Source organism: Enterococcus innesii, from assembly GCF_022846515.1.
GTDB classification, from domain to species: domain Bacteria; phylum Bacillota; class Bacilli; order Lactobacillales; family Enterococcaceae; genus Enterococcus_D; species Enterococcus_D innesii.
In genome coordinates this window covers 2,708,016-2,734,218 of record NZ_AP025635.1, presented here as the reverse complement: position 1 = coordinate 2,734,218, position 26,203 = coordinate 2,708,016, and the positions used below count along the sequence as shown (strand labels likewise).

The 26,203-nt window shown below is 42.6% G+C and carries 24 protein-coding genes; all 24 read right to left on the bottom strand.

Going from position 1 to position 26,203, the window contains the following annotated elements:
- Positions 1–11 precede the first annotated feature (11 nt).
- A complete protein-coding gene (gene hisF, locus ENLAB_RS12755; protein WP_142962996.1) occupies positions 12–770 on the bottom strand; it encodes an imidazole glycerol phosphate synthase subunit HisF in 759 nt (252 codons plus the stop codon).
- The gene (gene hisA, locus ENLAB_RS12750) at positions 767–1,486 is read right to left on the bottom strand and encodes a 1-(5-phosphoribosyl)-5-[(5-phosphoribosylamino)methylideneamino]imidazole-4-carboxamide isomerase (RefSeq protein ID WP_244351465.1); all 720 of its coding nucleotides are present in this window, start codon (positions 1,484–1,486) and stop codon (positions 767–769) included. Before hisA ends, hisF begins: the two co-directional genes overlap by 4 nt.
- Entirely contained in the window at positions 1,483–2,106 is a 624-nt protein-coding gene (hisH, locus tag ENLAB_RS12745) for an imidazole glycerol phosphate synthase subunit HisH (protein WP_244351462.1), read from the bottom strand. Before hisH ends, hisA begins: the two co-directional genes overlap by 4 nt.
- A 67-nt stretch (positions 2,107–2,173) precedes the next feature.
- The gene (hisB, locus tag ENLAB_RS12740) at positions 2,174–2,767 is read right to left on the bottom strand and encodes an imidazoleglycerol-phosphate dehydratase HisB (RefSeq protein ID WP_244351460.1); all 594 of its coding nucleotides are present in this window, start codon (positions 2,765–2,767) and stop codon (positions 2,174–2,176) included.
- The gene (gene hisC, locus ENLAB_RS12735) at positions 2,764–3,822 is read right to left on the bottom strand and encodes a histidinol-phosphate transaminase (protein WP_244351457.1); all 1,059 of its coding nucleotides are present in this window, start codon (positions 3,820–3,822) and stop codon (positions 2,764–2,766) included. The genes hisB and hisC overlap by 4 nt, the downstream gene beginning before the upstream one ends.
- A complete protein-coding gene (gene hisD, locus ENLAB_RS12730) occupies positions 3,819–5,099 on the bottom strand; it encodes a histidinol dehydrogenase (RefSeq protein WP_142962992.1) in 1,281 nt (426 codons plus the stop codon). Before hisD ends, hisC begins: the two co-directional genes overlap by 4 nt.
- The gene (hisG, locus tag ENLAB_RS12725; RefSeq protein WP_244351455.1) at positions 5,096–6,655 is read right to left on the bottom strand and encodes an ATP phosphoribosyltransferase; all 1,560 of its coding nucleotides are present in this window, start codon (positions 6,653–6,655) and stop codon (positions 5,096–5,098) included. Before hisG ends, hisD begins: the two co-directional genes overlap by 4 nt.
- A gap of 286 nt (positions 6,656–6,941) precedes the next feature.
- Entirely contained in the window at positions 6,942–8,780 is a 1,839-nt protein-coding gene (locus tag ENLAB_RS12720; RefSeq protein ID WP_244351453.1) for a glucose PTS transporter subunit IIA, read from the bottom strand.
- A gap of 88 nt (positions 8,781–8,868) precedes the next feature.
- Positions 8,869–10,314 carry a glycoside hydrolase family 1 protein gene (locus ENLAB_RS12715; protein WP_244351448.1) on the bottom strand — a complete coding sequence of 482 codons (1,446 nt, stop codon included), beginning with the start codon at positions 10,312–10,314 and terminating at the stop codon, positions 8,869–8,871.
- Positions 10,304–11,110 carry a MurR/RpiR family transcriptional regulator gene (locus ENLAB_RS12710; RefSeq protein ID WP_077454010.1) on the bottom strand — a complete coding sequence of 269 codons (807 nt, stop codon included), beginning with the start codon at positions 11,108–11,110 and terminating at the stop codon, positions 10,304–10,306. The genes ENLAB_RS12715 and ENLAB_RS12710 overlap by 11 nt, the downstream gene beginning before the upstream one ends.
- A gap of 314 nt (positions 11,111–11,424) precedes the next feature.
- Positions 11,425–12,267: a Cof-type HAD-IIB family hydrolase gene (locus ENLAB_RS12705; RefSeq protein ID WP_081119070.1), complete on the bottom strand. Its 843-nt coding sequence runs from the start codon at positions 12,265–12,267 to the stop codon at positions 11,425–11,427.
- A gap of 249 nt (positions 12,268–12,516) precedes the next feature.
- Positions 12,517–12,900, bottom strand: coding sequence for a DUF7006 family protein (locus ENLAB_RS12700; protein ID WP_077454012.1), 384 nt, complete (start codon positions 12,898–12,900; stop codon positions 12,517–12,519).
- A 553-nt stretch (positions 12,901–13,453) separates the two neighbouring features.
- Entirely contained in the window at positions 13,454–14,110 is a 657-nt protein-coding gene (locus ENLAB_RS12695; RefSeq protein WP_244351427.1) for an HAD family hydrolase, read from the bottom strand.
- 275 nt (positions 14,111–14,385) lie between these two features.
- The gene (locus ENLAB_RS12690; RefSeq protein ID WP_244351392.1) at positions 14,386–15,000 is read right to left on the bottom strand and encodes a helix-turn-helix domain-containing protein; all 615 of its coding nucleotides are present in this window, start codon (positions 14,998–15,000) and stop codon (positions 14,386–14,388) included.
- 252 nt (positions 15,001–15,252) lie between these two features.
- The gene (locus tag ENLAB_RS12685; RefSeq protein ID WP_244351390.1) at positions 15,253–16,521 is read right to left on the bottom strand and encodes a CapA family protein; all 1,269 of its coding nucleotides are present in this window, start codon (positions 16,519–16,521) and stop codon (positions 15,253–15,255) included.
- A gap of 302 nt (positions 16,522–16,823) precedes the next feature.
- Positions 16,824–18,965 carry a BglG family transcription antiterminator gene (locus ENLAB_RS12680; protein ID WP_244351388.1) on the bottom strand — a complete coding sequence of 714 codons (2,142 nt, stop codon included), beginning with the start codon at positions 18,963–18,965 and terminating at the stop codon, positions 16,824–16,826.
- Positions 18,966–18,988: 23 nt separating this feature from the next.
- On the bottom strand, positions 18,989–19,894 hold the full coding sequence (gene dapA, locus ENLAB_RS12675; protein ID WP_244351387.1) for a 4-hydroxy-tetrahydrodipicolinate synthase: 906 nt from the start codon (positions 19,892–19,894) through the stop codon (positions 18,989–18,991).
- Positions 19,891–20,556, bottom strand: coding sequence for an SIS domain-containing protein (locus ENLAB_RS12670; protein ID WP_369522118.1), 666 nt, complete (start codon positions 20,554–20,556; stop codon positions 19,891–19,893). The genes dapA and ENLAB_RS12670 overlap by 4 nt, the downstream gene beginning before the upstream one ends.
- 24 nt (positions 20,557–20,580) lie before the next feature.
- The gene (locus tag ENLAB_RS12665) at positions 20,581–21,867 is read right to left on the bottom strand and encodes a PTS ascorbate transporter subunit IIC (protein WP_016610457.1); all 1,287 of its coding nucleotides are present in this window, start codon (positions 21,865–21,867) and stop codon (positions 20,581–20,583) included.
- 25 nt (positions 21,868–21,892) lie between these two features.
- On the bottom strand, positions 21,893–22,258 hold the full coding sequence (locus ENLAB_RS12660) for a PTS sugar transporter subunit IIB (protein WP_005237463.1): 366 nt from the start codon (positions 22,256–22,258) through the stop codon (positions 21,893–21,895).
- Position 22,259: 1 nt separating this feature from the next.
- Positions 22,260–22,706, bottom strand: a complete 447-nt coding sequence (locus tag ENLAB_RS12655; protein ID WP_016620574.1) for a PTS sugar transporter subunit IIA — start codon at positions 22,704–22,706, stop codon at positions 22,260–22,262.
- A gap of 429 nt (positions 22,707–23,135) precedes the next feature.
- Positions 23,136–23,267 (bottom strand): hypothetical protein, encoded by a 132-nt coding sequence (locus tag ENLAB_RS12650; protein WP_005237465.1) that lies wholly within the window; start codon positions 23,265–23,267, stop codon positions 23,136–23,138.
- A complete protein-coding gene (feoB, locus tag ENLAB_RS12645) occupies positions 23,264–25,402 on the bottom strand; it encodes a ferrous iron transport protein B (RefSeq protein WP_244351382.1) in 2,139 nt (712 codons plus the stop codon). Before feoB ends, ENLAB_RS12650 begins: the two co-directional genes overlap by 4 nt.
- Complete coding sequence (locus ENLAB_RS12640; RefSeq protein ID WP_142962983.1) at positions 25,399–25,869, bottom strand: FeoA family protein; 471 nt, start codon at positions 25,867–25,869, stop codon at positions 25,399–25,401. The genes feoB and ENLAB_RS12640 overlap by 4 nt, the downstream gene beginning before the upstream one ends.
- Between the last annotated feature and the right edge of the window lie 334 nt (positions 25,870–26,203).

Below are 26,203 nucleotides of genomic sequence, written 5' to 3'. Positions count from 1 at the left end.
AAACGCCAACGCTATACGATTCGTACGGGAATATCGACGGCCTGTAATTGTTTTTTCAGATCTGGGATTTTTACCTCGCCATAGTGAAAAATCGAGGCTGCCAACCCTGCTTCAATATTTGGCAATTGAAACAGCTCGATAAAATCGGCACTTTTGCCAGCACCACCGGATGCGACGATCGGTAATTTGGTGATTTCGCTGACAGCTTTCAGCAAGTCGAGATCAAACCCCTGCTTCACGCCATCGGTATCCATGCTGTTGATGACTAGTTCACCAGCACCTAACTGCTCAGCTTGGTGAATCCACGCCAATGCTTCTAAGCCTGTATCTTCCCGTCCGCCTTTGGCAAACACATGCCAGTTCTCCCCGACGCGGCGAACATCAACGGATAAAACAACGCACTGGCTGCCATAGCGTTTCGCGCCTTCTGCGATCAGCTCTGGTCGGCGAAGCGCTCCCGAATTGACGCTGACTTTGTCGGCGCCACAGTTTAAGACTCGCTCAAAATCTGCTACTTGATTGATGCCACCGCCCACCGTCAAGGGAATAAACACTTCTGACGCTACGCGCTGCAAAATGTCCGTGAATAAGCCGCGTTCTTCTGCAGAAGCAGTAATGTCATAAAAAACCAGCTCATCGGCGCCTTGTTCATTGTAAAAGCGCGCCAAAGTCACCGGATCATTGACATCTTTTAAGCCAGCAAAGTTGACCCCTTTCACGACTCGCCCATCTCGCACATCAAGGCAAGGAATGATTCGTTTGGCGATCATGCTTCTGCCTCCCCTGCTGCTAAGACATCGGCCAATTGGAGACTGCCGTTATATAAGGATTTCCCGACGATCACGCCAGAGATGCCCAACTGTTTTAAGCCTTTGATATCTGCCAATGAAGCCACGCCGCCAGATGCCACGATGTCGCAATCCAATTGATTGAGTTTTTCGTATAGCGGCAGATTGATGCCTTCTCCTGTACCGTCACGGGAGATTTCGGTAAAGATGATCGTTTGCGCTCCCCATGCCACCAATTGTTGGCAAAAAGTAAACGCGTCTGTTGCCGTTTTCTCGAGCCAACCTTCCACTGCCACTTTTTCATCCTTGGCATCGACCCCAATGGCGATCTTATCGCCGTATTTCTTGAGCATCGCTTTTGTGAATGCTGGGTCTTTCTGGGCAATCGTGCCGAGGATCACCCGATGAACGCCTGCTGCCAAACAATGCTGGATCGTTTCTTCCTCACGGATTCCGCCGCCGACTTCGACAAACAGATTGGTCTGCTGGATGATGTTTTTTGCGATATCAAAGTAATGGAGTTTGCCCGCTTTGGCACCATCTAAGTCGACGAGGTGTAGATAGTTGGCACCCGCTTCTTCAAATGAACGAGCAAATGCTACTGGATCGTCTCCAAACACTTCTTTTTGCTCATAGTCTCCTTGGTACAAACGGACCACTTTTTGATCTAACAGATCGATTGCTGGAAAAATTTTCATAGCGGCACCTCCGTAAATGCTTTTAAAATCTTCAACCCGACAGCCCCGCTTTTTTCTGGGTGAAACTGAGTGCCGAAGACATTGTCTTTTTGCACGATACCGGGAATCGCCAGACCATAGTCACTGTCTGCCACGACATACTCTTGGCAATCAGCAGCAAAATAACTGTGGACATAGTAGACAAAGTCTTGTTCCCCTAACCCGCTGACGAGGGGGCTTTCCTTTCTGACATTCAAACGATTCCAACCAATCTGTGGCACTTTCAAATTCAGTTTGGCTTCTTCAAAGGCGCTTTGCATGGAAACGATCCTTCCTGGAATCAAACCGAGCCCCGCATGTGTGCCAAACTCCTCACTACTATCAAACAACAGCTGCATCCCTAAACAAATGCCTAAAAAGGGTTTGCCAGTTGCTGCCAATTCTTGGATCGGTTCGATCAGCGACAACTCTACCAACTTTTGGCGGGCATCGCCAAAAGCGCCTACGCCAGGTAAAAGAATGCGGTCGGCAGCTTTTAATTCTGCTAGTGAACGCGTGATTTGGCACTCAACACCCAAGTAGTCCAGCGAACGAGACAAGCTGAACAAATTGCCGACACCATAGTCGATGATTGCTAACATAATACGCCCCTTTCCTTGTCTCATCCCTCTGTGTGGAAGATACGTAATCATTTTTCCCCCTCATGAATCACTGGATCGTCCCTTTGGTTGAAGGGATCTCATCTGGGGCTGCTTGATTGATCGCTACTGCTTCACCTAAAGCACGCGCAAAGCCTTTAAAGCACGCTTCAACAATGTGGTGGCTGTTTTTGCCAGCGATTTGATGGAGATGGATCGTAGCACCTAATTCACGGGCAAAAGCAATGAAGAATTCTTCAACCAATTCCGTATCAAACTGCTGCCCGATTTTTTCACTCGGTATCGCCAATTCTACGACTGCCATGCCGCGACCGCTAATATCGATTGCTGTCATGACTAAGGCTTCGTCCATCGGCAGCAGCATACTACCATAACGTTTGATGCCTCGTCGCTCCCCAAGACTTTCTGAAAACGCTCGGCCAATGGCGATGGCAACGTCTTCTGTTGTGTGATGGGCATCTACTTCCGTATCGCCATCACAAACCAACGTCAAATCAAAGCGACCGTGGCGGACAAATAATTCCAGCATGTGGTCTAAAAACCCCACACCAGTCTTGATTGATTGCTGACCAGTACCATCGATTGTCAACTGCAAGTGGATCTTGGTTTCAGTCGTATTGCGGGTAACTTCTGCTTTTCTCATTCCTTCACCTCTTCTATGATCGTTGTTAGCACCGTCATCAATCGTTCCATCTGGGCCCTCGTTCCTACCGTAATTCGCAAATACTCTTTGATGCGGGGCTGATTAAACCAGCGGACGAAGATTCTCTGCTCTTTCAGTGCCTGATACAACTCTTCCCCAGCAATCGCAGGGTGCCTTGCAAACAAAAAATTCCCTTGGCTGTCGGTCTGCTCAAAGCCGAGTTTCGCTAGGGCTTGCTTGCTCCACTCACGCACCTGGATCGTTGCTTGGATCTTCTCATCGACATACGCTTGTTCCTGCAAAACGGCTGCACCTGCGGCTTGGGTCAAACTATTGACATTGTATGGATTCAAGCTAAATTTCAACCGATTCAAGTCTTGGATCAGTCCTTCATTGGCAACCGAAAAGCCTAAGCGTGCCCCTGCCAGCTGCCGAGATTTCGAAAACGTCCCCACAACCAAGAGATTTGGGTATTGATCGATCAAAGAAACCATTGAAGAGCCGCCAAAATCGATATAGGCCTCATCGACAATCACTAAGCGATCGGGATGCCGTTTTAGAAAGGCACAAATTTCGCTTTGTTCTTGATAAACCCCAGTCGGCGCATTGGGATTGGCAAAAATGACAGTCCCTTTGAGCGGATCGTAGTCCGTTAACGCGATCGAGAAATCTTCTTGCAGCGGAACAACGGTGGCAGCGACTTGGTACAAGGCACTATACACTTGATAAAACCCATAGGTCACATCGGGAAAGGCGATGCCGTTTTCCGTGAAGCCTTGAAAGAGATAGGACAAGACTTCATCACTGCCATTACCGAGAAACAGCTGGGCTGGTGTAACGCCAAGATAAGCAGCCAGAGGGGTTGTCACCACTTCAGCAGCAATATCCGAGTAACGATTTAGCTTGTGGGCGGCATCGGCAACCGCTGCTTGAACACTTGGCGCTGGCGGATAAGGACTTTCATTGGTGTTCAGTTTAATAACGGCTTGCTCGTCTACTTGTTCCCCTGGTGTATAAGGAGTCAGCTTGTGATACTTTTGATGTAAAAAGGTCATTTATCTCCCTCTCTTCGTACATTGATCGAACGGGCATGGCCGATCAAGTCTTCGGTTTCTGCGAACAACGCTACGGCTGGACCAGCCGCCTTCATGGCTGCTTCTGGGTAATACAAGTAGCTGCTTTTCTTAATAAAATCATCCACTGATAACGGTGAGTAAAAACGGGCGGTCCCTTCTGTTGGTAGGGTATGATTTGGTCCAGCAAAATAATCTCCCAGCACTTCTGGTGTATGATGTCCTAAAAAGACACTGCCCGCATTTTCTACTTGTCCCAACAAAGCAAAAGGATCTGCCACTGCTAATTCAAAGTGTTCTGGGGCGATTTGATTGGCAATGGTAAGTGCTTCGGTCAAATCTTTGACCAGGATCAGCTTTCCGCTAGATTCAAGCGCCGCAGCAGCAATGTTTTTACGGGGCAGTTGCTTCAGCTGCAAGTCAAGCTCTACTTGGACTTGTTCAATCAAGGCTGCTTCTGTTGTGACTAAGATGGCTTGCGCTAAGGGATCATGCTCGGCTTGTGCCAAAAGATCCGCTGCCAGCCAGCGAGGATTTGCACTGGCATCAGCGATGATCAGCACATCGCTAGGCCCTGCGATCATATCGATATCAACTTCGCCGTACACCATTTTTTTCGCTGTGGCAACATAGATATTTCCTGGTCCGACGATTTTGTCGACTTTGGGAATCGTTTCTGTTCCATAAGCTAATGCCGCTACGCCATGGGCCCCACCGACTTTGTAGATTTCATCCACTCCGGCAACGGAAGCTGCCGCTAAGATAGCAGACGGAACTTTTCCCTGGCTGTCCGTCGGTGTGATCATAACGATTTTTTTGACCCCGGCGATTTTTGCCGGCAGAACATCCATCAAAACCGTACTGGGATAAGCTGCTGTTCCGCCAGGAACGTAGACCCCGACTTTTGCTAGTGGCAAGACCCGCTGCCCCATCACAACGCCATTTTCCTTCGTTAAGACAAAGCCTTGCTGGACTTGCTTTTGATGAAATGCCAAAATGTTTTCTTTCGCCTGTTCCATCACCTCAAGTAGCTCAGGGGAGACGGCTTGGACAGCCGCGTCTATCTCCCCTGGACTGACGGTTAAGGAAGACAAGGTCACTTGATCGATTTCCTCAATTAATTGAAACAACGCCTGATCTCCTTGCTGCTGAACACGGGCAATGATTTGGGCGACAACGGTTGAAACATCCTTTGTTTCCGACTGTTTCCTTGCCACAATCGTTTCGATTGTATCTTTTTGGGTCGAAAAAATTCTCATAATTGCTCCCTCACCTTCTCAATCACTGTTTGAATACGTTCTTGCTTGAAACGCCACGTGGCGTGGTTGATCACTAAGCGCGCTGAAGACGGCGCGATGTCTTGGATCACTTCCAAATCATTTTCTTTTAGTGTCGTCCCCGTTTCGACGATGTCAACGATCACATCGGAGAGACCTAACAAAGGAGCCAATTCAATCGATCCATGCAGTTGGATCAATTCCACCGAGCGACCTAACCCTTGATAAAACTGGCGGGTGATCTGCGGATATTTTGTGGAGACCCGCAGCGGGCGGGAGAAATCTTCCTCGAAATCCATACGCGCCGCTACTGCCAAACGGCAGACCCCCATATGCAAATCAAGAAATTCGATGACTTCTGCCTTGCTTTCCATTAAAATATCTTTGCCTACGACACCGATATCCGCCACTCCGTGCTCCACATAGATCGCTACATCGCTAGGCTTGACTAAGAAAAAGCGCAGCTTGTTTTCTTCATCACAAAAAATTAGTTGGCGATTGTCTTTGAAGACGCCTTGCGCAGCCACACCGGCTTTGGTGAATAAGTCGTATACGGCATCCCCCATGCGGCCTTTAGGTAGCGCAATGTTCAAATAGCCTGAACTTTCGTTGTCAGTCGGCACCTTTTGCCCTACATGGTTGAGTTTCATACCAAACCCGATCGCCCCTTGCTCTTTGCCTTGGCGACTCATCAAGCGATCATAACGGCCCCCATATAAAATCGTCTCTCTTGCTTCTTCGATGAATCCTTGAAACAGCAAACCACTGTAATAATCGGCATCATTTAAAATCGAAAAATCCAGCCTTATCCGAATGGAGGCTGACAGTTGTTCTTTTTGCAATGCTTGATACAGTTGTTTCAGTTCTGCTAGCCCAGCTTGAGCTTGGGGATATTCTGCTAGCAGCTCTTTGGCCTTTTGATACTTGGTTTCAAAATCACCTGACAAACGTACCAGTTTCGCTAATTTTTCAGCTTCTGTTGCTGACAAGCCAGCTTTTTCAGTCAGTGCATCCATGCCATGAGAACTCTTGTCTCGCAGGCAGTGCAGTACTTTTTGTCGATCCGCTTCGGGAAAGCGTTGGCAGATGCCATCCAAAATCCCCATATGGGACAGATCTAAGGTCCCTTTTCCCACCTGAGCCAAACTTTCCCAAGCCAGTTTTACAACCTCCAGTTGATCTTCCCACGTGATTTGATCAATGAGCTCCAAACCGATTTGATCGATCTTTTGGTATTCCCCTGCTTGACGATCCTGTCGATAGACATCTTCCACATAATACACTCTGCGGGCTTCTCCAGACGGTGTATTTTTGGCAATCGACAAGGTGACATCGGGTTTTAGCGCCATCGTCCTGCCATCCGTGCCTGTAAACGTGATGATGGAAGAACCACGCAAGAACTGATCATTTTGCTGATAGTTGCGATACTCTTCAAAGTTGTTCGAGTGATAAGGGGAAAAATGATGCTGCGTGTACAATCTTCTTAATTTCAGTTCGACTTGTTCGGCTGGTTTCAATACATTCCATAACTCTTCCACACTTATCACTCCTATTTCATGCCACTGATCCGGCTTTTCCGTTGTTAAAACTAAACTTTTTCATCGGTTCACCATCAGTTTTTCTAATAATACTAATGGTTTTGCCATAAATAAGCAATGGTATTTTTCGAAATATTCTGGATTTTTTAAATACAATTTATTTGTAGAAACAAAGAAAGGGCATCAAATAAAAAAGCCCTGCCGCAAATTCAGGACAGGGCTTTCACTTGAAGGTATAGTTGACGTCCGCGCCTAGGAGCTTGAAAAAGAAGTAATTAGGAACCCATTATTGAACTGAAAATAAATAATCGCTGCTATTTACTTTTTGCTGTATCGTCTGAGCAAAGGGTTCATGATCAGCTGTATTTGTGACAATGATGGGGATCGTTAGATCATAGCCTGCTGCACTGATTTCTTCTTCGTCAAAAGAAATCAGTTTTTCTCCAGCTTTAACGTATTGATTTTCAGCTACATAAAGAGTAAATCCTTTTCCATCTAAATGAACCGTGTCGATCCCGATGTGGATCAAAAGTTCGACACCATTCTCTCCTCTTAAGCCAATCGCGTGCTTGGTGGGTGTAGTCATAATCACATAGCCATCAAAAGGAGCGACTATAATTTCATCAGAAGGAATGATCGCCACTCCATCCCCCATCATTTTTTCCGAAAACATCGGGTCCTTGACTGCCTCAAGAGAAATAACACTTCCCGATATTGGGCTGCTGACCTTCAAAGCATCTTCGGCTTTACTCATTTGGCTTACTTGAACTCGTTTTCGTTCTAAGAGAATCGTTGTAGTAAAAGAGACACATACAGCTAGAAGAATGACGACAATTGCAAACCAAAAATTGCTATTGAATCCAGAACCATCTGTCGGGATAAAAGTCGGGATCGCAACCAGACCTGGTGAAACAACTGCATATTGTTTTAGTTGAACAAACCCTGCCATGATCCCACCTACTGCACCACCTAGAATCGCCCCTATAAAAGCACTTCGGTAGTTGATCAAGACGCCAAAAATAGCCGGCTCGGTGATCCCCATCACACCAGTCAGTCCTGAAGAAAGAGCCAACGCTCTTTTTTCAGTATTTTTTTCCGTATAAGAAATAGCTAAGGCTGATGCACCCACGGCAACGTTAGCTGCCAGCATAGCTGGCATAACAAATGAATCATAGCCGTAGTCTCCTAACATAGCAAAGACCAAGGGAAACAACGCTTGATTAGTGCCGGTCATGACTAATAGCGGAGTCATTGCTCCTAAGACACCAACTGAAAACCAGCCGAGTTTGTCGTATAAAAAGCTCAAACCACTAGCAATGTATCCGCCCACTGCATTTCCAATTGGCCCTAATACGATTAGTGTGACAGGTACGGTAATTAAAATAACTAATAATGGCTTGACGAAATACTTGATCGATTGCGGAATAAACTTATCCCCGATTCGATCCATTACCGCCATAAACAAAACACCAAATATTACAGGAATAGTCGTTGTATTATAGCTCATCGTTGGGATAGCGATTCCTAAGAAATTCAATCCTTCCACGCCATTGATCAATGAGTGGACGAGGATCGCACCTAGGAACATACCCATCAAACCATTGATACCAAGTTTTCTAGCAGCACTATACCCAATATAAATCGGTAGAAAATAAAAACCCGCATCATTGATGGCATTTAAAATCGTGTAGGTCCCGCTGTCAGCTGCAAGTCCGAAAAAGGTCACACCAATATTCAATACCGCCGATACCAGCCCAGCAGCTACCAATACGGGCAGAACTGGAACGAAGGTTCCACTGATAAAATCGACAACCAGCAAGCCGTAGTCTTTGAGGGTGCGCTTCGTTTTTCGTTCCTCCTTTGTCTGACCATTCATTTGATTTCGCTTTTCTGTAAAAATTGCATACACTTTTGGCACATCCGGACCGATGATCAGTTGAACTTCATGTCCTCTTCTCACTGTGCCCAAAATGAGTTTGTTTTCTTTTAATTGCTTGTCATCAAAAGCGGTTGGATCACTCAACTGCAGACGAAGCCTAGTGGCACAGTGATTGACTGTTTGAACATTTTCGATTCCTCCGATATTTTTTATAATATACGCAACCAGTTCATGATAGTTTGACATAGTGATTCATCCTCACTTTATTTAATAAACCGCTTTCACTGAAGTAGTTTTTGGAGCGATAGAAGCTCTTTCTTCTATCGCTCATTTCTCATCCTTTTGGACGTGCTAACGCTTGACCATTTGATCGGATCACTTCTTTATACCAATAGTAAGAATCTTTCGGGATTCTACGTAAATCCAGTAACTCTTCATCAGTTGTATTGATATAGACAAGTCCATACCGTTTCGCCATCCCATTGCCCGTACTCAAAAGATCAGTAAATGACCATGGATTATAACCAAAGACTTTTGCGCCATCTTCAATCGCCAATCCGACTTGATAAATCTGATCATTTAAAAAATCGATTCGTTCTTGATCATGTACTTGTCCATCCTCACCTAGCGTCTCATGCGCCCCGTAGCCATTCTCAGTAATCACCATTGGTAAATGATAGTGGTCTTCCATATACCGTAACAAGTAACGCATAGCAACTGGATCGATCTCCCAATCCCAATCGGTTGTCTCGACAAAAGGATTGACCGTTTGCGCAAAAATCCCTGGATAATTTGGGTAAACAAATTCCCCTTTTTTCCCCGATTTGTTCAACCCAATTTCTTGATGATCGGATGCCACTGGTGACTCCTTCGCTACGTTGCTACGGTAACAATTGATGCCGAAAAAGTCGATTTTTGCTTGTGCAACCAAATCCATATCCCCAGGGCGAATATCTGGGTCAATATTATTTTCTTTCCAATAACGTTTTATAAAACCATTGTATTCACGATTTGCATTAAAATCATTCCAGATTTTTTCCGTCAGTTCTTCTGCATTCATCGCTGCAATCTGATCTGCTGGTTTTGCTGACTCAGGATAAAACGGAACCATCCCAGGAACCGGGCCGATCTTGCCGTCTTCAACCAACTCATGACACGCAATCACCGCTTTTGCATGACATAGGTTCATAATATGATTGACTTTCCACTTGTCTTCAAACCAAGTCTCTGGGTATTTGCATACACCTAACCAGTCTCCATAGACAATTTGCATGTTCTGCTCATTAATTGCCAGCCAGTATTTCACACGATCGCCGAATGACTCAAAACAGGTTCTAACATATTGGTCAAATGCATCAATAATACCTCGGTCGTACCAGCCATTGAATTCTTCGTCAACCCAGACTGGCATATCGTAGTGATACAAAGTGACGATTGGGGTAATGCTATGTTCAACTAATTCATCAATCAGCTGATTATAAAAGTCAATTCCTAATTGATTGGGCACCCCTGAATTATCAGGATAGATCCTAGGCCAAGCAATCGAAAAGCGATAGGAAGTAAAGCCCGCATCAGCCATTAATTGGACATCTTCTTTGTATTTATGGTAATGATCAGCGGCGATCGAATTATCTGTATAGGGCTTTTTCTTTTTACTGTTTAAGTCGATGATCGCAGTTGAACGCCCATCTTCTGCTACAGCCCCTTCAACTTGCCACGCCGCACTTGAAGCCCCCCATAAAAAATCCTTTGGAAATAGTGGTTTATCTTTATAATGCATGCCCATTGCCTTCTCTCTTAAATTTAAGTAAATAACCATTGAATAGTAGATCAAGCACGAAATCAATGCCATACGTATAGTAAAGCAGCTCATTGATTTCTTTTTCATGTGTTTGTGAACTTAAATGATACAGTTTATCAAAATAGCGGTTATAGATCGGGTTTCTATTATTTGTAAACAAAATCGTTGGTGCCTTGACCTCTTTTAGTATCTCAAGCATGGAAGAGACGAAGAGACCCGATAGCGAAAAAACAATGATCAAGGGATCTTGGCAATGTTCCAAGGCTAATGTCAGGTCGCTCTTTGACGTTAATAGAGTAATTCTTTTGCCGAAGATAACCATTCGCTGTTGGAAAGTTTTTACACTACCGGTAATATTGCTTGAACACAAAATCATAACTTCTCGACTATCATTGATTAATCGGACAAGACGATCGACTTCTTGTGTGTTAAACCGCAGACTTAATTCTTCCATTAGCGAAGTAATATTGGCTTGAAGCTTAGGCAAAAAATCAGAGTAGCCGTAAAACTTTAGAAATTCATTGATTCCATCATCAAAAGTTTCCGCGTTTTTTTTCATATCTAAAAAGTTCTCGTAACCCAATTGTTTCGCAAATCGTCGAATGGAGGCCCGTGATACATGCTGTTCTTCTGCAATCTGATAAATGTTCCAGCGAGTCACGCTTTTGAAGTTCTCTAAGAAAAATTTAGCAAGTTCAAATTCAACCGTCCCTACTTCATTTTCGTTCACAATATGATTAAGCTTATAAATGAAATTCAATCGATTATTATCCATTTTTTTTAATCTCCCTTGGCCAAGTTTGATTGTATCTAAATTATAACGTATCCGTTTCCAAAGTTGGGGTGCATGTCTTGTCCCCAGTTAAATCTTATCTAGAAATAAAAAAAGAGGCACAGAATTCGGCTTCTGTCCCCTTCTACCTATGGTATGTTCTAGCGTCACTGATAGTACTTCTTTCTAATCAGAGTCTTCTTCACAATAATGGAGCAAAAAACTACTCTATCGGTCATTTCGCAGGTCGTCTGAACTTTGTCACTATGAAACCTGACTAGCATAAAAACGCATGTGCTAGACATGCTTTTTGGTGGCTACACAAGACCGTGCTTTTGTAACGCTTGCGCAATCCCGCCGTCTTCTGGTCGAGCCGTCACCTCGTCAGCTACTGCCAATAGCTGTTCACAGGCATTGCCCATCGCAATTCCTGTCGCAACAGCTTCAAACATTTCGACATCATTATGGCCGTCACCAAACGCCAATGTATCTTTGTTATCGATTCCTAGATGGTTCAAGAGAAAATCGATAGCTGTTTTCTTATGGATATTCTTGATGCCGATCTCGCCACTGTCTTTGCCAAAAACAGGTACCGTACTGCGAATCATTTGGAATTGATCGTGGTATTGGTCATGGACCCGTTCATAAGGAATCGAATGATTGATAAAGGAAACTTTGTTCACGTCATCATAATCAATTTTCGCTTCGTCCTCAATCAGTAAGTCAAGGAACCACTGAATAGTTTGAACGCGTTGTTTTCCTGCTTCACTTTCAACAGGCTCACCTGCCAAAACGATCTCCAGCAAGCGTTTTCGTAGATTGGTACTTGCAAATAATCCTTGATTCGATTCTAAATAATATTCGATTTGGTTTTCTTTTAAGAAATCGACCAATCTTAATAAAGCTTCTTTTTCAAAAACTTTGTGTAAAATCACCTCATCGTGTACTTCACAGTAACCACCGCCGGCACCAATCATTCCGCTTAAGGGCAGCGTCAGTACATCCTCTGTGATTTCGGCTTTTGAACGACCGGTACATAAGAAAAACTCATGTCCCTTCTTATGTGCCGCTGTGATCGCTTGGCGTGCACTTTCTGGTACGTTCCCCGCGTCATCACATAATGTTCCATCTACATCTAAAAAGACAATTTTTTTCGTCATTTCTTTCCCTCTTTTCTCACTCAATCAATAAAGCGCTCACATGAACGTACTTGCCGAATACAAGGTGTCAAGATCAGCTACTTAGATTTAGTATAACAAATCACAAGGAAAGTGCGCTAGACTATTTTAATTGATCATAAGATGGGATTCTGTTATTGTGGTCGCTCTTTCTATTCCTTTACTCCGTGTTCATCGCGCTATTACTCCATGTGTTTTTTCTTGAGATGGTTGAATTTTCCTAAATTGTGCTTACTCCTCACTTAAATAAATTAAGCTCCATTTTGGTAGTTGATTGTTTTTTTGGCCTGTAAGCTCGCGATAATATGATTTTTTATCATTTTTGATCATACAAATTATTTCATGCTCATCCATACAAAACTCTTGGCATAAGTTTGTTCTACTATTTTCAAAAAGTTCCAGTAAAATTTGAATCTGCGCATCTATTGCTAGAAGTGCTTTGAGCTGAACAAATAAACTCTTTGATTGATCATAGTAAATGTGCTCAAATTCATCACAGAGTTCTTGATAATAATGGAAGATTTTTGGGTAATCAGTCAATACCCCTACACTTAGCAACACTTCTTTTGAATAACACAAATAGTCTTTCGGTTCCTTGATATTTTCTGATATCATATCCTTACTCCTTTACATCTATGTTTTTTTCGGTGAAAGTAGCGCTATCACTTCTGCTCGCTTTGATTTTCTTCCACTAGGTGTTTTTATTCGCTCAGACAAATTGAAGCTTAGCTGTCCAAAAACGACTAAAAGTGATTGGGTCCTTAGCTCTTACCAGTGCAGACACGTTAAGAAAATCAGTTACTCCTATTATAGTTTCCCTTTCGTGTCCTCTTATAATTACTTTTTATTAAATAAGAGAAATAAGAGTGAAAAAGTGGCGGACAACTCGTTTCCTTCTACTAAAAAGTAGTGCTCGAACGAAACTAGATCGGTTCTAGTAAAAAGAAAATGACTACAATATCGATAAAAATCAACAGATAGTTAAAGTTGTTGCTTCAAGGAACAAAGACACCTCCTATCCATACCAAAAAAAACCAATAATCGAATCTATCGATCATTGGTCGAAACCTTAAATATTTTGTTGGAAGAAGACGTTCAGTCCATACTATTTTATCACGCTACAGGTCAAAAATAGAATGGACTTTGGGACAGTGTCAGTAAAAATGGATCAAGCATAAATATAATCTAAAATCTCCTGCGGTGTCTCTGCCACAGCATCTGGTTTTTCGGCAGAAAGTTTTTTTGCATTGTGGCTGCCCCACGTTACGGCAATGGTTTTGACACCAGCTGCTTTGCCCATCTGAATATCAAAAATAGCATCTCCTACCATGATCGTCTTGGTCGGATCAAACTGATACTGCGTTACTAATTGATTGATTCCTTCTGGATGAGGCTTGTAGTGGGACACCGCATCTGAGCCGATGATTTCCTCAAAGAAATCCACAAGATCCTGAGCAGCCAAGTTTCGTTTGACGACTGCTGTCTTCTTACTTGAAACAACGAAACAAGGAACCTTTCGTTTATTTAAACTCTCTAAGATATGGGGAATTTCAGGAAATACTGTCAAGGTACTTTCTTCATATGTTTGGTAATAGGCACGAAAAATCCGAATCAATTCCGCTGCGATTTCTTGATCTAATGGCTGTTCTGACATTTTAAAAAATGATTTTTCGATCGGTATCCCCATATAGTGTTCAATGACTACTTCACTGGGTACTTTGAGTCCCATCTCTGTAAAAGCTGCTTTTGTTGCCTTAACACTGCACTCTTTTGAATCCAATAAAGTTCCGTCCAAATCAAATATCACACACTCAATCTTCTTCACGCCATTTCCTCCTCTGAAAGATACTACAACACTTTTCTACCAAGCACTTTTTAAATCCTGCAGTATTCCTTTTCATTACTGATTATCTCTATTTTAACACTAAAAAAAAGCATTATCATAATTTTCAATACCATCACTCATTTAATACTAATGTTTTTATATAAAAAACGACTCAATTTGAAAACAGAGTCGCTTCTACAAAATAGACTGATTTAAAGAGGTGTACTCGTGATAGAAAAAGCTTCAATACACTTCTTACCACACATTGGTTCTTTTTATTGTAAAATATAGCCTTTGCCCCAAGCGGTTCGCACCCGCTTTTCAGTATAGTCGTATTCATCTAGTTTTTCATTGATGCGTTTCGCTAATATCGACAACTGGGATTTTCTTGAGTTCGTTCCACCATTTCCCCAAATTTTCCAACACAAATCTTCCCGGTTGATGAATTGTTCTTCTCCTAAATTGTTAAAAAAGATCTGTTCTTGCAGACTAAGAAACTTAGGAAAGGATTCTTTTGTAACGGATGCTTTTTCTAATTTACGACTATTTGGTGGTAAAGCTGCTAAAAATTCTCTCAGCTCGACAAAAGAGCGATTCAGGTACGTGGCATTCTCAGCTTTTGCAATCATACCTTCTTGTTCACGATTCCCTGCCAAGATGCGGACGATCCGCTGTTGATAATGAGGAGCCAATGTCTGATTGATCAATAAAAATTCTGGATCAGCAATTGTTTCACTGACAAATAAACAGTCAAATAACTTGGCGCTTTCTATCAACCACTCTTCCTCTTTCGTAGTTCTCCCTACGAATACTTCATGACTCAACATCTGTAGCTCCCGCTGCAAATCAATCTCATATGATATGTTTTTTGTCAGTATAATAATTCTCATGACACATCCTGCTTTCATTCCCCATTTATTCAGAAATCATTTACTGAATCCATTCGGACTCATTTCTGAATGCTTTATGTTGACATTATTACTTATTTTTGTCCGCTTGAGGTGTCATTTTTTGTTCATAAATGCTGATATGGTGTCATGTTTTGTGGGAAGGATCAGCGTTCATTTCATAATTCGTTTTTTCGATAACCTATAAAAAACAACCGTTGTCAGATTGCCGTATTTGCCATTTTGAGTTTCTCATCACTGCTCCCACTTCAAATCCAACAGTTCCAGCATTTCATGGTAGGCGGTTTCGATTCGCTGGCGCTTTTCTTCAGGGACCTTTTTGGCATATCGCCCATCTGGCAGATAATCTTCAGCAAGGCAGACTTGAAAATCAAAGGCCTGCAAGACGCCGTATTCTGGATCATAATAGGTACGATCAGGGATTGGTTCTTTGGAGACCCAAGTTGGATGCAAGGCAATCTGGCTTAAATAGGTTCGCTGCCCTTCTTTGGAGATTTCAACTTCTGGAATGACGCCTCGTTCGGTCCAATAGTTGTCATTGACGGTTTCATAACGTTGATTCGACAATAAGTTCCCCATTGAGTAAATGATAAATTTCTTTTCGCCGTCCTTTTCGATGATTTCGGTTGGTTCTGCTACATGCGGATGGCCGCCGAAGATAATATCAGCACCAAAATCGATCATCTTCCGATAAACAGTTTGTTGTTCTTCCGTTGGTTCTAAAGAATACTCAACACCAGACTGAGGCATCACGATGGTGATATCCGCCAAGCTTTCCGCTTCTTTGATCTCTGCTTCCACTTTATCTAACGACAAGTCTTTCAAGTAGGTATCATACTCTGCTTGAGTTAAGCTTTCTTCAAGGCCATTGAAGCCGTAGGCATAGGCCAAGAGAGCAACTTTGATCCCGTTGACTTCTTTGACCAGGATTCCACTGTTGTCGACCGTGACACCAATCGTTGCCAAGCCTTGGTCGTGAAAAGCAGCCGCCGTCGTTTTGATTCCTTCGATCCCCGTATCTAAAATATGGTTATGGGCAAGATCGATCACATCAAAGCCCGCGTCTTTGATGCTGGCAACAGCATCGATAGGGGCGTTGAATAGGGGAAAACCGCCAAGCGGTTTATTAGGATTGATGGTTCCTTCAAAATCACCTAAAGCAAGGTCCGCCGATGCAATCAACGGTTTGACCTGCTCAAAATCGTTGTCAAAATCATAACGCTTTCCGTCGTAAGCGCTTAAATAAACAGGTGTATGATAAAGCATATCACCACTAGCTGTCACTGTGATGGTTTTTACTTCTGACTTTGTTTCGGTAGAACTACTTGATTCTTGCATTGTTTTTGTCGGTTTTGTCGATTCTGCTGTAAGACGCTGTTCGGGGATACCTATCGCTTGAATCACTAGATAAATCACTCCAAGTGTGATTGCCAGCAGCGCTATACTTAACCCCGCAATGATCCGCTGGCGTTTCTGACGTTCCTGTCTTCGTTGTTGTCTCATGCCCTCACCCTTTCACTCTGCTTTATCAAAAACCTATCTTCATTTACGTTCTAACTAGATTCCCTTCTCCTTTTCCTGCGACCCCTACTAAATATTATCTTTTTATTAAATAATTATACTATACTTATCAGCCCTTTAATAGGTCATTTTACAAAGCATAAAAAAACAGCCCGATCGTAATCGAACTGTTTCACACATCTCTTAGCAGTGGATTCCTCTAAAATCATTCCTGCAGGTCTGTGTTGTCTAAGGTCTTGTATCATTTAGTATCTTAGGCTGCGATTTTTAGCTAAGGATTCTTCTCATTCATCATGGATGATAGACTTCCGATCATATATGGACTCCGTATCCACTGTACGTAAAATCTCAGCAAACCAGTGATAAACTGTTTCAGGACATTCATGTTTTTCTAATTCTCGAAAAAAGTCTTTGGATTCAATAAGGGTAATAAACTGAGTCATCGCATTTAGATGCTGCTTGCTGTCTAACGCAGAAAGAGTAAAGATGTACTTTACAGGAATCGTTCCTAAGACATATACTTCAGATTCTAATGTTGTCAATCCCATGCCAAGTTTTTTTGCACCTGCTTCAGGAACCGTATGCGGTAAGGCAACTTGATCGAATATCACCATATAAGCACCTTCTGATCTGGTTTGTTGAATGATCGAATCGATGTAATTTCTAGTGATGATCTTTCTTTCAATCAATGGATTGGCTGCAAGATAAAAGGCCTCTTCCCACGTTCTGGCTTTTTTGTTTAATTGTATCAATTCTGGACGCATCATATCCAACAACATTGCAGGTTCTTTTGACTTTTTCTCTTTTTGAGACATGATAGATGCCGTTGGCGAGCAGGTCTCTTGTACGAATTTCTCTAAATGTTGCCGCAGAGCTGACTCGCTAGTAACTGTTGAATATTGTTGAATAATTTGTATCAAGCCGTCGATCGTAACAGTATTGGGCTTGATACTTGTACTGGTTTCGAATTTGACATCTAAAAACAACTGGGTTCGTTCCTCGTAAGACATGATCGGGTTTACTACAAAAATCGGTTTTTTTAACGGATAAAGTTGAAAGTTGGGTTTTGTCGTAAAAATGATATCGTACGACTGATCAAATGAATGTAGTTCGCTTGTTTCAATCGGTCCCAATAAGATAAAAGAGGGAAAGATTTCCTTTAATTCATTGTAAATGATTGCTGAGCTTCCAATACCATTGGGGCAAACAACGACCCCCACTTTTTGTTGCACCATATATTCTTCAGAATTCCTGATCAAAAGCGCAAAGTGCATTGTTAAAAAGGCTACTTCTTCATCTGGAAGCTTTGAATCAAAGCTATCACTGATTGGTCTCAAGGTTTCTTTTACGATCTGATAAAGATCATTATATTTTTCAAAAATTTTCTCCTGCATAGGATTGATGATCGGTAATCGAAACAGCATTCGGAAATAGGTCGGTCGAAAATGACTATATAATTGCTTGATGACAGAGTGTTTATCCTTGAAACGAATACCTGAAAGCAATTCAAATCGCTCGACGATTCTTTCTACCAAGTCAATGATGACCAAATTTCCTTGAAGCCATTCCTTTTCATTTCCTAATGCCATTCCCAGGACCCACCCACAGAGGTAGTTTTTTTCTATACTATTCATCACCCCTGCGTTTTCTAAAACTTCTTCAGCAAAGCGATACTCCTTCATTTTTACTAACTCATGATCATTAGAAAAGGGCTTTAGATCAAATTCATTCAAGCCCATTCTTGGGTATAAAAAAATAAGGATATAGTTCAATTCAATCAACCTATTTTCAACTAACTCTATCGCATGTTTTTCTAAAAGAAGAGAAAGATAGGTGTCCTGCTCATCCGCCAATTGTATTCGTTCGTTATGAATAAAGTAACGGTAAATAAAATCATCGTCCTTGCTAGTCACATCTTCCAAAATCATTCGAAATAAAGCGTAACGAATCATCAGTTCATCACCTGCTAAGTGATACCCCTCTTTTCTCGAATAACTGATTGAAATATCGTACCCATGTAATTCCGCTTGTAATTTGCGCAGATCACTCATAAAGGTTGTTTTGCCGATTTTTAACGCATCTAAAAAATGGTTGACCGACAGATAATCTTTCTCGTAGTAAAAGAGCGTCAAAAAGATATATTTTCCTCGTTCTTTTGAACTCATCTCATAATACTTAAACATACGCTCACGTAAAAATGACTCCAACAAATATTCCTTGCTTTTTTCAGGAAGTCGAATCACACTTTCCTTATTCACGCTAAGTGGTAGTTTTTGGGCAGATAGAAACTGGTTGATTTTATCAATGGTATACTCTATTTGAGTGCGGTTCATAGAATAATTCCGCTGAAGATAATCGTAACTGATGGTCGGTTTTTCAATCAGAGCCATCATCATCTTTCTCGTCCTATAGTCAATTTTTACCATCAATATTCCCCCATTTCTGCAGCCTACTGTTCTACTTTCAATGTAAATCCTTCCGCTTGTACATATTTTTGAAGCACTTGATCCACCTGTTGCTTTTCTTCTTTAGTAAGATCTAGAACAGGCAGTTTCGGTAACCCAACATCCTGTCCGATTGCCCGCAAACAGTATTTCAGCCCAGACGGAATCGTTGAGCATTTGCAGGCCTCTCTAAAATCATCAATACTTGCTTGTGCTTGCCGCGCTTGTTCTATGTTTCCAGCTACAAATTGTTCATAGATCGCCACATCTGTTTTCGTCACAACATTTGCGGTTGAAGCCACAGAGCCATCTGCTCCTAACTGTAGCGCTTCTAAAATCTTAGAGTCGCTTCCCATCAGCAAAGAGAAATCCTCTCGATGATTTAATTCAAGATAGCCCTTGAAGTTTTCTAGATCACCGCTTGAATCTTTTATCCCAATAATCGAGTCAATTTTGAGTAATTCCGAGAAAACATGACGATTGATGAAATTTCTAGTATTTGGCGGAATATTGTACAAAATGATTGGTAATGTCGTTTGCTCAGCAATCACACGGTAATGATGAATCAGCTCCTCATCGGTATACTTCAAAAGATATGGCGTTATGATGGAAGCTGCATCAACGCCGATTTTTGTAAACTCATTTACTAATTCAATCACTTTATTCGTTGCGATGTCTCCGGCACCTGCAAATACTGGTACTCTGCCCGATACTTCATCGACAACGATTTTGGCAAACTGGATTTTCTCTTCTTTGCTTAAGGTATGAAATTCGCCATTGGTTCCTAAAATAAACAACCCGTGGACACCACCAGCAATCAAATGCCTTACAAGCTTTCTGGTGCCCTCTTCATTGATGCCGTTCTCATTTAATGGTGTGACCATTGCTGGTATAATTCCTCTGATTTTCATTGTGTAAGCTCCTTTTTTGTCGTTGCTCCTAAGCTTCCCCCTGGATGCCATTTAAGGTAATCTTCTAAATTGATTTCTTTTGCTTCTTGCAGCAACACCGACAGAATCTGCAGCTGGATCATTTGGGCAATCACAGAGGAACGTGGTGGTTTATTCAATGAGTCCCCTTCTTGGAAAACATAAGAAGACAATGTGACTTCAGCACAGGAAGCTAGGGAAGAATCTTCATTTCCTGTTACCGCTAAAATTACAGCGCCATTAGCTTTTAAGGTAGCAAGCGCATATTCTAATTCTTTGGTATTCCCACTATTACTTATCGCAATCACTACATCGCCAGCCACGACTTGTCCTGCCGATCCGTGCACGGTTTCGGTTGTGTCTAAAAAATAGGCGGGTGTACCGACAGATGAGAAAAGTGAAGCTGCATAGCCTGCTACATAGGAACATTTTCCCACGCCGGTTACATGAACGCGCTTATGATTTTTTTCTGCATGGAGAATAAGTTCTTTGGCCTTCATCATCTGTTGATAGACTTCTTCGTCTTCAAGCCGATAAAATTGAGCATCGCTTTGGGCTTTTAAATTCGTACTATATGCAAACAAAACGTTTTTTTCATTCAATACAGATTTTCCTTTCTTATAGCAAGGAGAAATGGTATTCATCCTTCTCCTTGCTAATCATACTGTTTAACTAAATAGTTTTAAGATTTTGTCTAGTAAAATTCCGATAATATTGTAGTCGATTTGAGGAAATCCAGCGTCTGTGATGCCTAATTCAGAAAAAGCTGGGAAAAGTACCAAAGGCAATGCAGTCAGCAAAATACCGCCTAAGAAGGATGCGATGATCGCCCCTTTCAACCCGCCTCTTATTGAACCAAAGACACCCATGGTTCCACCCGAGAAAAAAGCGATCCCAGCTGCTGGCAAAAGCACAACGGGAGAACCCATAGCAGCCATGGCAAACGTCGCTGTTAACCCACCTATAAACGAGGTAATAAAACCGACAGGAACCATGGTTGGCGCATATTGGAAAAACACAGGAACATCTACTGCCGGCATTGATCCTGGGATATATTTTTCAGAGATCGCTACGAAGGCAGCTGTTAATTCAGCAATAAATTGACGCACACCATAAATCAGTACAGACATCCCCGCCGCAAATTGCAACCCTTGAATCAACGGATACAAGAACCATAAGTCGTTGCCAGCCATTTCTTGAACGACATCCATATGACCACTTAAAACTGCTGCGATCGTTGCAATGTAGAAAAGAATAATCATGAAAAATGCAACAGAGAAGACAAAATCTCGGAATACGGAGAAGAAATCAGGAAGCTCGCGATTGGCTGCTTTCTCTTTCTTTGCTTGCCAATTTTTCCCGCCAATGACACTGCCGATGACACCTGAGAACCAGTAAAAAATCAAGTTAAAGTGACCTAGTGCAACCCCTGCATTACCTGTCAGCTCATCTGTATATTTCTGAGCCAATTTGGGCAACCCTGCTCCTGCAAAACCTAGCACCAAAGAACCAAAGATAACTGTTACCCAAGTGGGCATACCATTCGAAATAAAAATCAACCCAATGACAGCAGCAAAGAAAAGATAATGCTGACCGGTTAAGAAAATTGATTTTAAAGGCGTCAATTTCGCAATAACTAATCCGAATATGAACCCTAGCCCCATAATCATTGATATTTCAAAACCATATACATCCATAGCTAACGCTGTAGCAGGCTCTACTGCTAGAACCGTCCCTTGAACACCAAATGCGGTCTGAAACAACGTGGCGAAATTTGCAGCAATCGTTCCTACATGACCTCCACCAATATTAAAAATCATAAACCCAATGCCCACTTTGAGGACACCGCTCAGAGTCTCCTTCGCAGGCTTTCTTTGTGCAAGTAACCCGATCAAAGCCAAAATCATTAGCAACACAGCAGTATTTCTGAATTGGTTCATTACTAAAATTGCCATTCAATTTATTCCTCGCTCCATCAATTTATTTTGTTTGCATCGTTTCAAGAAATGTTTCTAGTTTTCCTTGGATCTCTTCTTTACTCATAATATTTTGAATGCCTATGACTTCATAAGGTTTGTTTTGAAAATCAGGTTCCGCTGCGATATCTGCCATACTCATAAAGGCATCGCCGGTAAAACCAATGAGAACGTCTAGATTTCCATGAATCGTTTCAATGGGATAGCCGTTTTCTTCAATCACTGATTTTACTTTTATGTGAAGCAGCGTTGAACTTCCCATCCCCGCACGACATGCAACCGCTATCAAAAATTTCTTGCCATTACTCGCCTTAGGTTTTGCATCTGATTGGATCGATGCATCATTTTTCTTTTTTTGAAAGAATCCCATCTTAACTCCTCGTTTCTTCTAATAGTTGTATAAATGCTTCTGGTGTCTCCACATTTGCTAAACGATCAATGATACTGTCCCTTGCTAAAACTTCTGCTAACTCACCCATCAGCTCCAAATGACTGGTCGGGTCTATCGCTGCCAAACAGAAAATGACTTTCACTGGATCATTGGGCGAACCAAATGAGATGGGGGTATTTAATGTCATCGCACTTAGTCCTAAGCGACAAACCCCATCTTCTGATCGGGCATGCGCCAAAGCAAATCCAGGCATAAGCACGATATACGGCCCGGCATCTAAGACGGATTGAATCATCGCTTCGACATACTGTTTTGTAACGTTGCCATTCCTCAATAACGGCTGGGCAGCTTTTTTGATTGCTTCTTGCCAGCTGGTACTCTCTTGCTGAAGTAAAATGTTTTCTTTTGTTAATAATGTAGTTTGCAAACGACAATTTCCTTTCTAAAAAAATTTCTTTAGGTCTTAGTAAAGAATTTCTCGAGATAATTCCTATACACACACTATAAGTGAAAAGTTTCGGCCTGAATAGACGATTTTAGACCACATGTTTGTACACGCTCCCAGATTAAGTGAACTGCTCTTCTCAAAAAGACCAGGTATACTGGCTATTTTTTTTATTTGCCTCCAGTTTTTCTCGATAACCTTCTTGAGCAGTTCACAAAACTTATTCTATCAAGGAAAAAGTGAACCAAAAATGGACAGATCTTTTGCTTGCATCCACAAAAAAAGAAGCTCTTAAATAAACTAAGAACTTCTTAAGGCAAACACTCTATTCATGGCTATAGATCTACCGTTTTAATTGTATTTCTAGCCGTAGGTATTTTCACACGAATTTTTACTTGCAACTGCTATTTTCTACTTTGCTTCCTCATGCTTCACAGGACAACTGCTGTGGCAATCAGAACAATGATCCTTTTTCACCATACGGTAAACCACACGGCCACCATAGCCAAAGATCAGTCCGCTTAGAATTACTGTAGCAATCATTTTTCGCCTCCTACGACTTGGATCAAGGGCGCACTCCCTCGGAATGGTTTCTTCACCAGAGCAAATACCAATAGACCAGTAACGACTATTGCCGCGAAAACACCTAGCGTGAGGTGTCCGCCTTCAAAGATGACGTGTCCGAATTGGTAGACCAACAAACTGGCGCAGTACGCCAAGCCACATTGATAGCCAATGGCTAACCATGTCCACTTGCTGTCCCCCATTTCACGATGGATCGCACCGATAGCAGCAAAACAGGGGGCACATAGTAAATTAAAGACGAGGAAAGAGTATGCCGCCACAGCAGTGTAATCGCCGCGCAACACTTGCCAAATCTCCGTACCACTTTCTGACAACTCACCGGTTTGTCCGTAGAGAATCCCGAATGTGCCGATCACATTTTCTTTGGCCACCAAGCCAGTGATCGTCGCCACGGCGCCTCGCCAGGTTCCCCAGCCTAGGGGAGCAAAAAGCGGCGCCAAAAGTCGACCGAAAAAGGCCAAAATGCTTTGGTCTTCACTGACCCGCTGCAAGGCAAAGTTGTAGCTGGAGGTAAACCAGACAAAGATACAAGCTACAAAAATTATCGTACCGGCTTTTTTTACAAAAGCAACGGCTCGATCACAGGCACTTTTCAAAATCGTTGTGAGCTGCGGCAAATGATACGCTGGCAGTTCCATAATGAATGGTGCCAGATCACCTGCAAAAAGCGGCGTTTTTTTCAAGACGATCCCTGAAAAAATCACAGCACCCATGCCGACAAAATAGGCCGATGGTGCGACCCAACTATAATGAGGGAAAAAGGCTCCGGAGATCAATGCGATGATCGGCAATTTGGCAGAACAAGGCATGAAGGTCGTGACCATAACCGTCAACCGACGATCCTTTTCGTTTTCAATCGTTCGGCTTGCCATCACCCCCGGCACGCCGCAGCCTGTGGCAATCAACATAGGGATAAACGACTTGCCGGATAGACCAAATTTGCGAAACAACCGGTCCATGACAAATGCCACCCGTGCCATGTATCCACAATCCTCCAAGATAGCCAAGCAAAAAAACAACACGAAAATCTGCGGCAAAAAGCCTAAGACCGCACCGACCCCTGCCACGATGCCATCCAAAATCAATTCTTGCAGCCACTGGGCGACCCGCAGCTGTTCTAGCCAGTGCGCTGCTGTTTCGGGTATCCAGCTGCCAAATAATACATCATTGACCCAATCGGTGCCGATCGTGCCAATCGTCTGAATCGATAAATAGTAGATTCCCCACATAATGAAGGCAAAAATTGGTAGCGCCAATACGCGATGGGTCAACACGCGGTCGATTTTGTCGCTGAAGGCTAAGTGCTGATCTGTTTCCTTGATGACTGCCAGCGCCAACAATTCTTCAATGAAGCCATAGCGCTCATTAACGAGAATGGCGTCACTGCTGTCTTTAAAGATCATCTCTAAAATCGAAATCGTCTCCTGAAGGACTGCTTGCTGGGAATCAGTCAGTTTACACATTGCTTGAATCGCTTCATCTTTTTCAAAGAGTTTTAGGGCAAACCAGCGTTTTTGCTGCTGAGGGATCGTCTCTGGCAAAATCGCCATAATCTCGGTCAAGCCAGCTTCTAAACGATCATCGTAGCGGGGAGGGAGCTGTTGTGTGTTGACTGCGTGCTTCGCTGCCTCGATCATTTTGGCTAAACCACGTTGTTTCAAAGCACTGATCCCCACTACCGGAATCCCTAATCCGTAAGCCAATTTTTCGAAGTTGATCTGCAAGCCTTTTTTCTTTAATAGATCGATCATGTTGATGGCTGCCACGGTGGGAACATTCATTTCTAATAATTGCAAGGTTAAATACAGATTTCGCTCAAGATTAGTTCCGTCAATAATATTGATTACCGCATCCAGCGATGCCTCCATCAAATAATCGCGGGAAATCAGTTCTTCCGGCGTATAAGGCGACAAGGAATAGATCCCGGGCAGATCTTGGATCAACACGTGCCGGTCTTTTCGCAGTCTCCCCGCTTTACGTTCTACGGTGACACCCGGCCAATTGCCCACTGTTTGTTTGGCACCAGTCAATTGATTGAAAGTACTTGTTTTCCCGCTATTGGGATTTCCTGCTAATGCAAAGTGATAGGTCATAACGTTTCGACTCCTTTTTCGACAAAAACCAACGCTGCTTCTTGCTTTCTCAAAGACAATTCATAGCCGCGGAGCCGAATCTCCATTGGATCACCCAATGGAGCCAGTTTCACTACTTCCAAATGAACGTTTTTCGTAAGACCCATATCCATCAAACGACGGCGCAAAGCACCTTTTGCACCAATCTGATTGACCTTCCCGCTTTCACCGACTTGTAGCTGATCCAAAGAGGTAATGACGGTTTGCTGCTGGATCTCTGTGACATCGATTTGTTCCATGACCCTTGCATCTAAAGCAATCCGCGTTCCCTGGTGCAAAATGATGCCGCCTTTGCGATCTTTTTGTATCACAACGATTTCAACGCCCGTGCGAATGCCAAGATCGTTTAAATGAACCGTGATTTCTTTGGTTGTTGCGAACGAGTCGATTTTGTATGTCCCAGAAGCCCGAGTTTGCGCCATTTTCATTGGTTCTTACTCCTTTTGTGAAGTGTTGTTTTAATTAACCCACTTTAATTGAGAATGATTATCATTATAATAGAGCCATTTCCACAGGAAGTCAATCTGTTTTCGACTTAACTTTGAATCTTCCTTCACAATGGAGATTTTTTTTACTCATTTTGATTGCATATCCCCTCTAATAATTACGCAAAAACCTTGTAATTCTACGTATTTTCCGCTTTTTTCATTTGCATAAAAAACACAGAAACACTATAAATTGTGTATGTCGAATTCACAAGCACAAGATATAGTGTTTTTTCGTTGACTTTCTCCGAGACTTATTTATACTAGGTTTATAACT

What these genes read in the sequence shown, in the direction of transcription:
- hisF (WP_142962996.1), bottom strand. Translation starts at nt 770, where the DNA reads ATGATCGCCAAACGAATCATTCCTTGCCTTGATGTGCGAGATGGGCGA.
- hisA (WP_244351465.1), bottom strand. Translation starts at nt 1,486, where the DNA reads ATGAAAATTTTTCCAGCAATCGATCTGTTAGATCAAAAAGTGGTCCGT.
- hisH (WP_244351462.1), bottom strand. Translation starts at nt 2,106, where the DNA reads ATGTTAGCAATCATCGACTATGGTGTCGGCAATTTGTTCAGCTTGTCT.
- hisB (WP_244351460.1), bottom strand. Translation starts at nt 2,767, where the DNA reads ATGAGAAAAGCAGAAGTTACCCGCAATACGACTGAAACCAAGATCCAC.
- hisC (WP_244351457.1), bottom strand. Translation starts at nt 3,822, where the DNA reads ATGACCTTTTTACATCAAAAGTATCACAAGCTGACTCCTTATACACCA.
- hisD (WP_142962992.1), bottom strand. Translation starts at nt 5,099, where the DNA reads ATGAGAATTTTTTCGACCCAAAAAGATACAATCGAAACGATTGTGGCA.
- ENLAB_RS12720 (WP_244351453.1), bottom strand. Translation starts at nt 8,780, where the DNA reads ATGTCAAACTATCATGAACTGGTTGCGTATATTATAAAAAATATCGGA.
- ENLAB_RS12715 (WP_244351448.1), bottom strand. Translation starts at nt 10,314, where the DNA reads ATGCATTATAAAGATAAACCACTATTTCCAAAGGATTTTTTATGGGGG.
- ENLAB_RS12710 (WP_077454010.1), bottom strand. Translation starts at nt 11,110, where the DNA reads ATGGATAATAATCGATTGAATTTCATTTATAAGCTTAATCATATTGTG.
- ENLAB_RS12705 (WP_081119070.1), bottom strand. Translation starts at nt 12,267, where the DNA reads ATGACGAAAAAAATTGTCTTTTTAGATGTAGATGGAACATTATGTGAT.
- ENLAB_RS12700 (WP_077454012.1), bottom strand. Translation starts at nt 12,900, where the DNA reads ATGATATCAGAAAATATCAAGGAACCGAAAGACTATTTGTGTTATTCA.
- ENLAB_RS12690 (WP_244351392.1), bottom strand. Translation starts at nt 15,000, where the DNA reads ATGAGAATTATTATACTGACAAAAAACATATCATATGAGATTGATTTG.
- ENLAB_RS12685 (WP_244351390.1), bottom strand. Translation starts at nt 16,521, where the DNA reads ATGAGACAACAACGAAGACAGGAACGTCAGAAACGCCAGCGGATCATT.
- ENLAB_RS12680 (WP_244351388.1), bottom strand. Translation starts at nt 18,965, where the DNA reads ATGGTAAAAATTGACTATAGGACGAGAAAGATGATGATGGCTCTGATT.
- dapA (WP_244351387.1), bottom strand. Translation starts at nt 19,894, where the DNA reads ATGAAAATCAGAGGAATTATACCAGCAATGGTCACACCATTAAATGAG.
- ENLAB_RS12670 (WP_369522118.1), bottom strand. Translation starts at nt 20,556, where the DNA reads ATGAATACCATTTCTCCTTGCTATAAGAAAGGAAAATCTGTATTGAAT.
- ENLAB_RS12665 (WP_016610457.1), bottom strand. Translation starts at nt 21,867, where the DNA reads ATGGCAATTTTAGTAATGAACCAATTCAGAAATACTGCTGTGTTGCTA.
- ENLAB_RS12660 (WP_005237463.1), bottom strand. Translation starts at nt 22,258, where the DNA reads ATGGGATTCTTTCAAAAAAAGAAAAATGATGCATCGATCCAATCAGAT.
- ENLAB_RS12650 (WP_005237465.1), bottom strand. Translation starts at nt 23,267, where the DNA reads ATGATTGCTACAGTAATTCTAAGCGGACTGATCTTTGGCTATGGTGGC.
- feoB (WP_244351382.1), bottom strand. Translation starts at nt 25,402, where the DNA reads ATGACCTATCACTTTGCATTAGCAGGAAATCCCAATAGCGGGAAAACA.
- ENLAB_RS12640 (WP_142962983.1), bottom strand. Translation starts at nt 25,869, where the DNA reads ATGAAAATGGCGCAAACTCGGGCTTCTGGGACATACAAAATCGACTCG.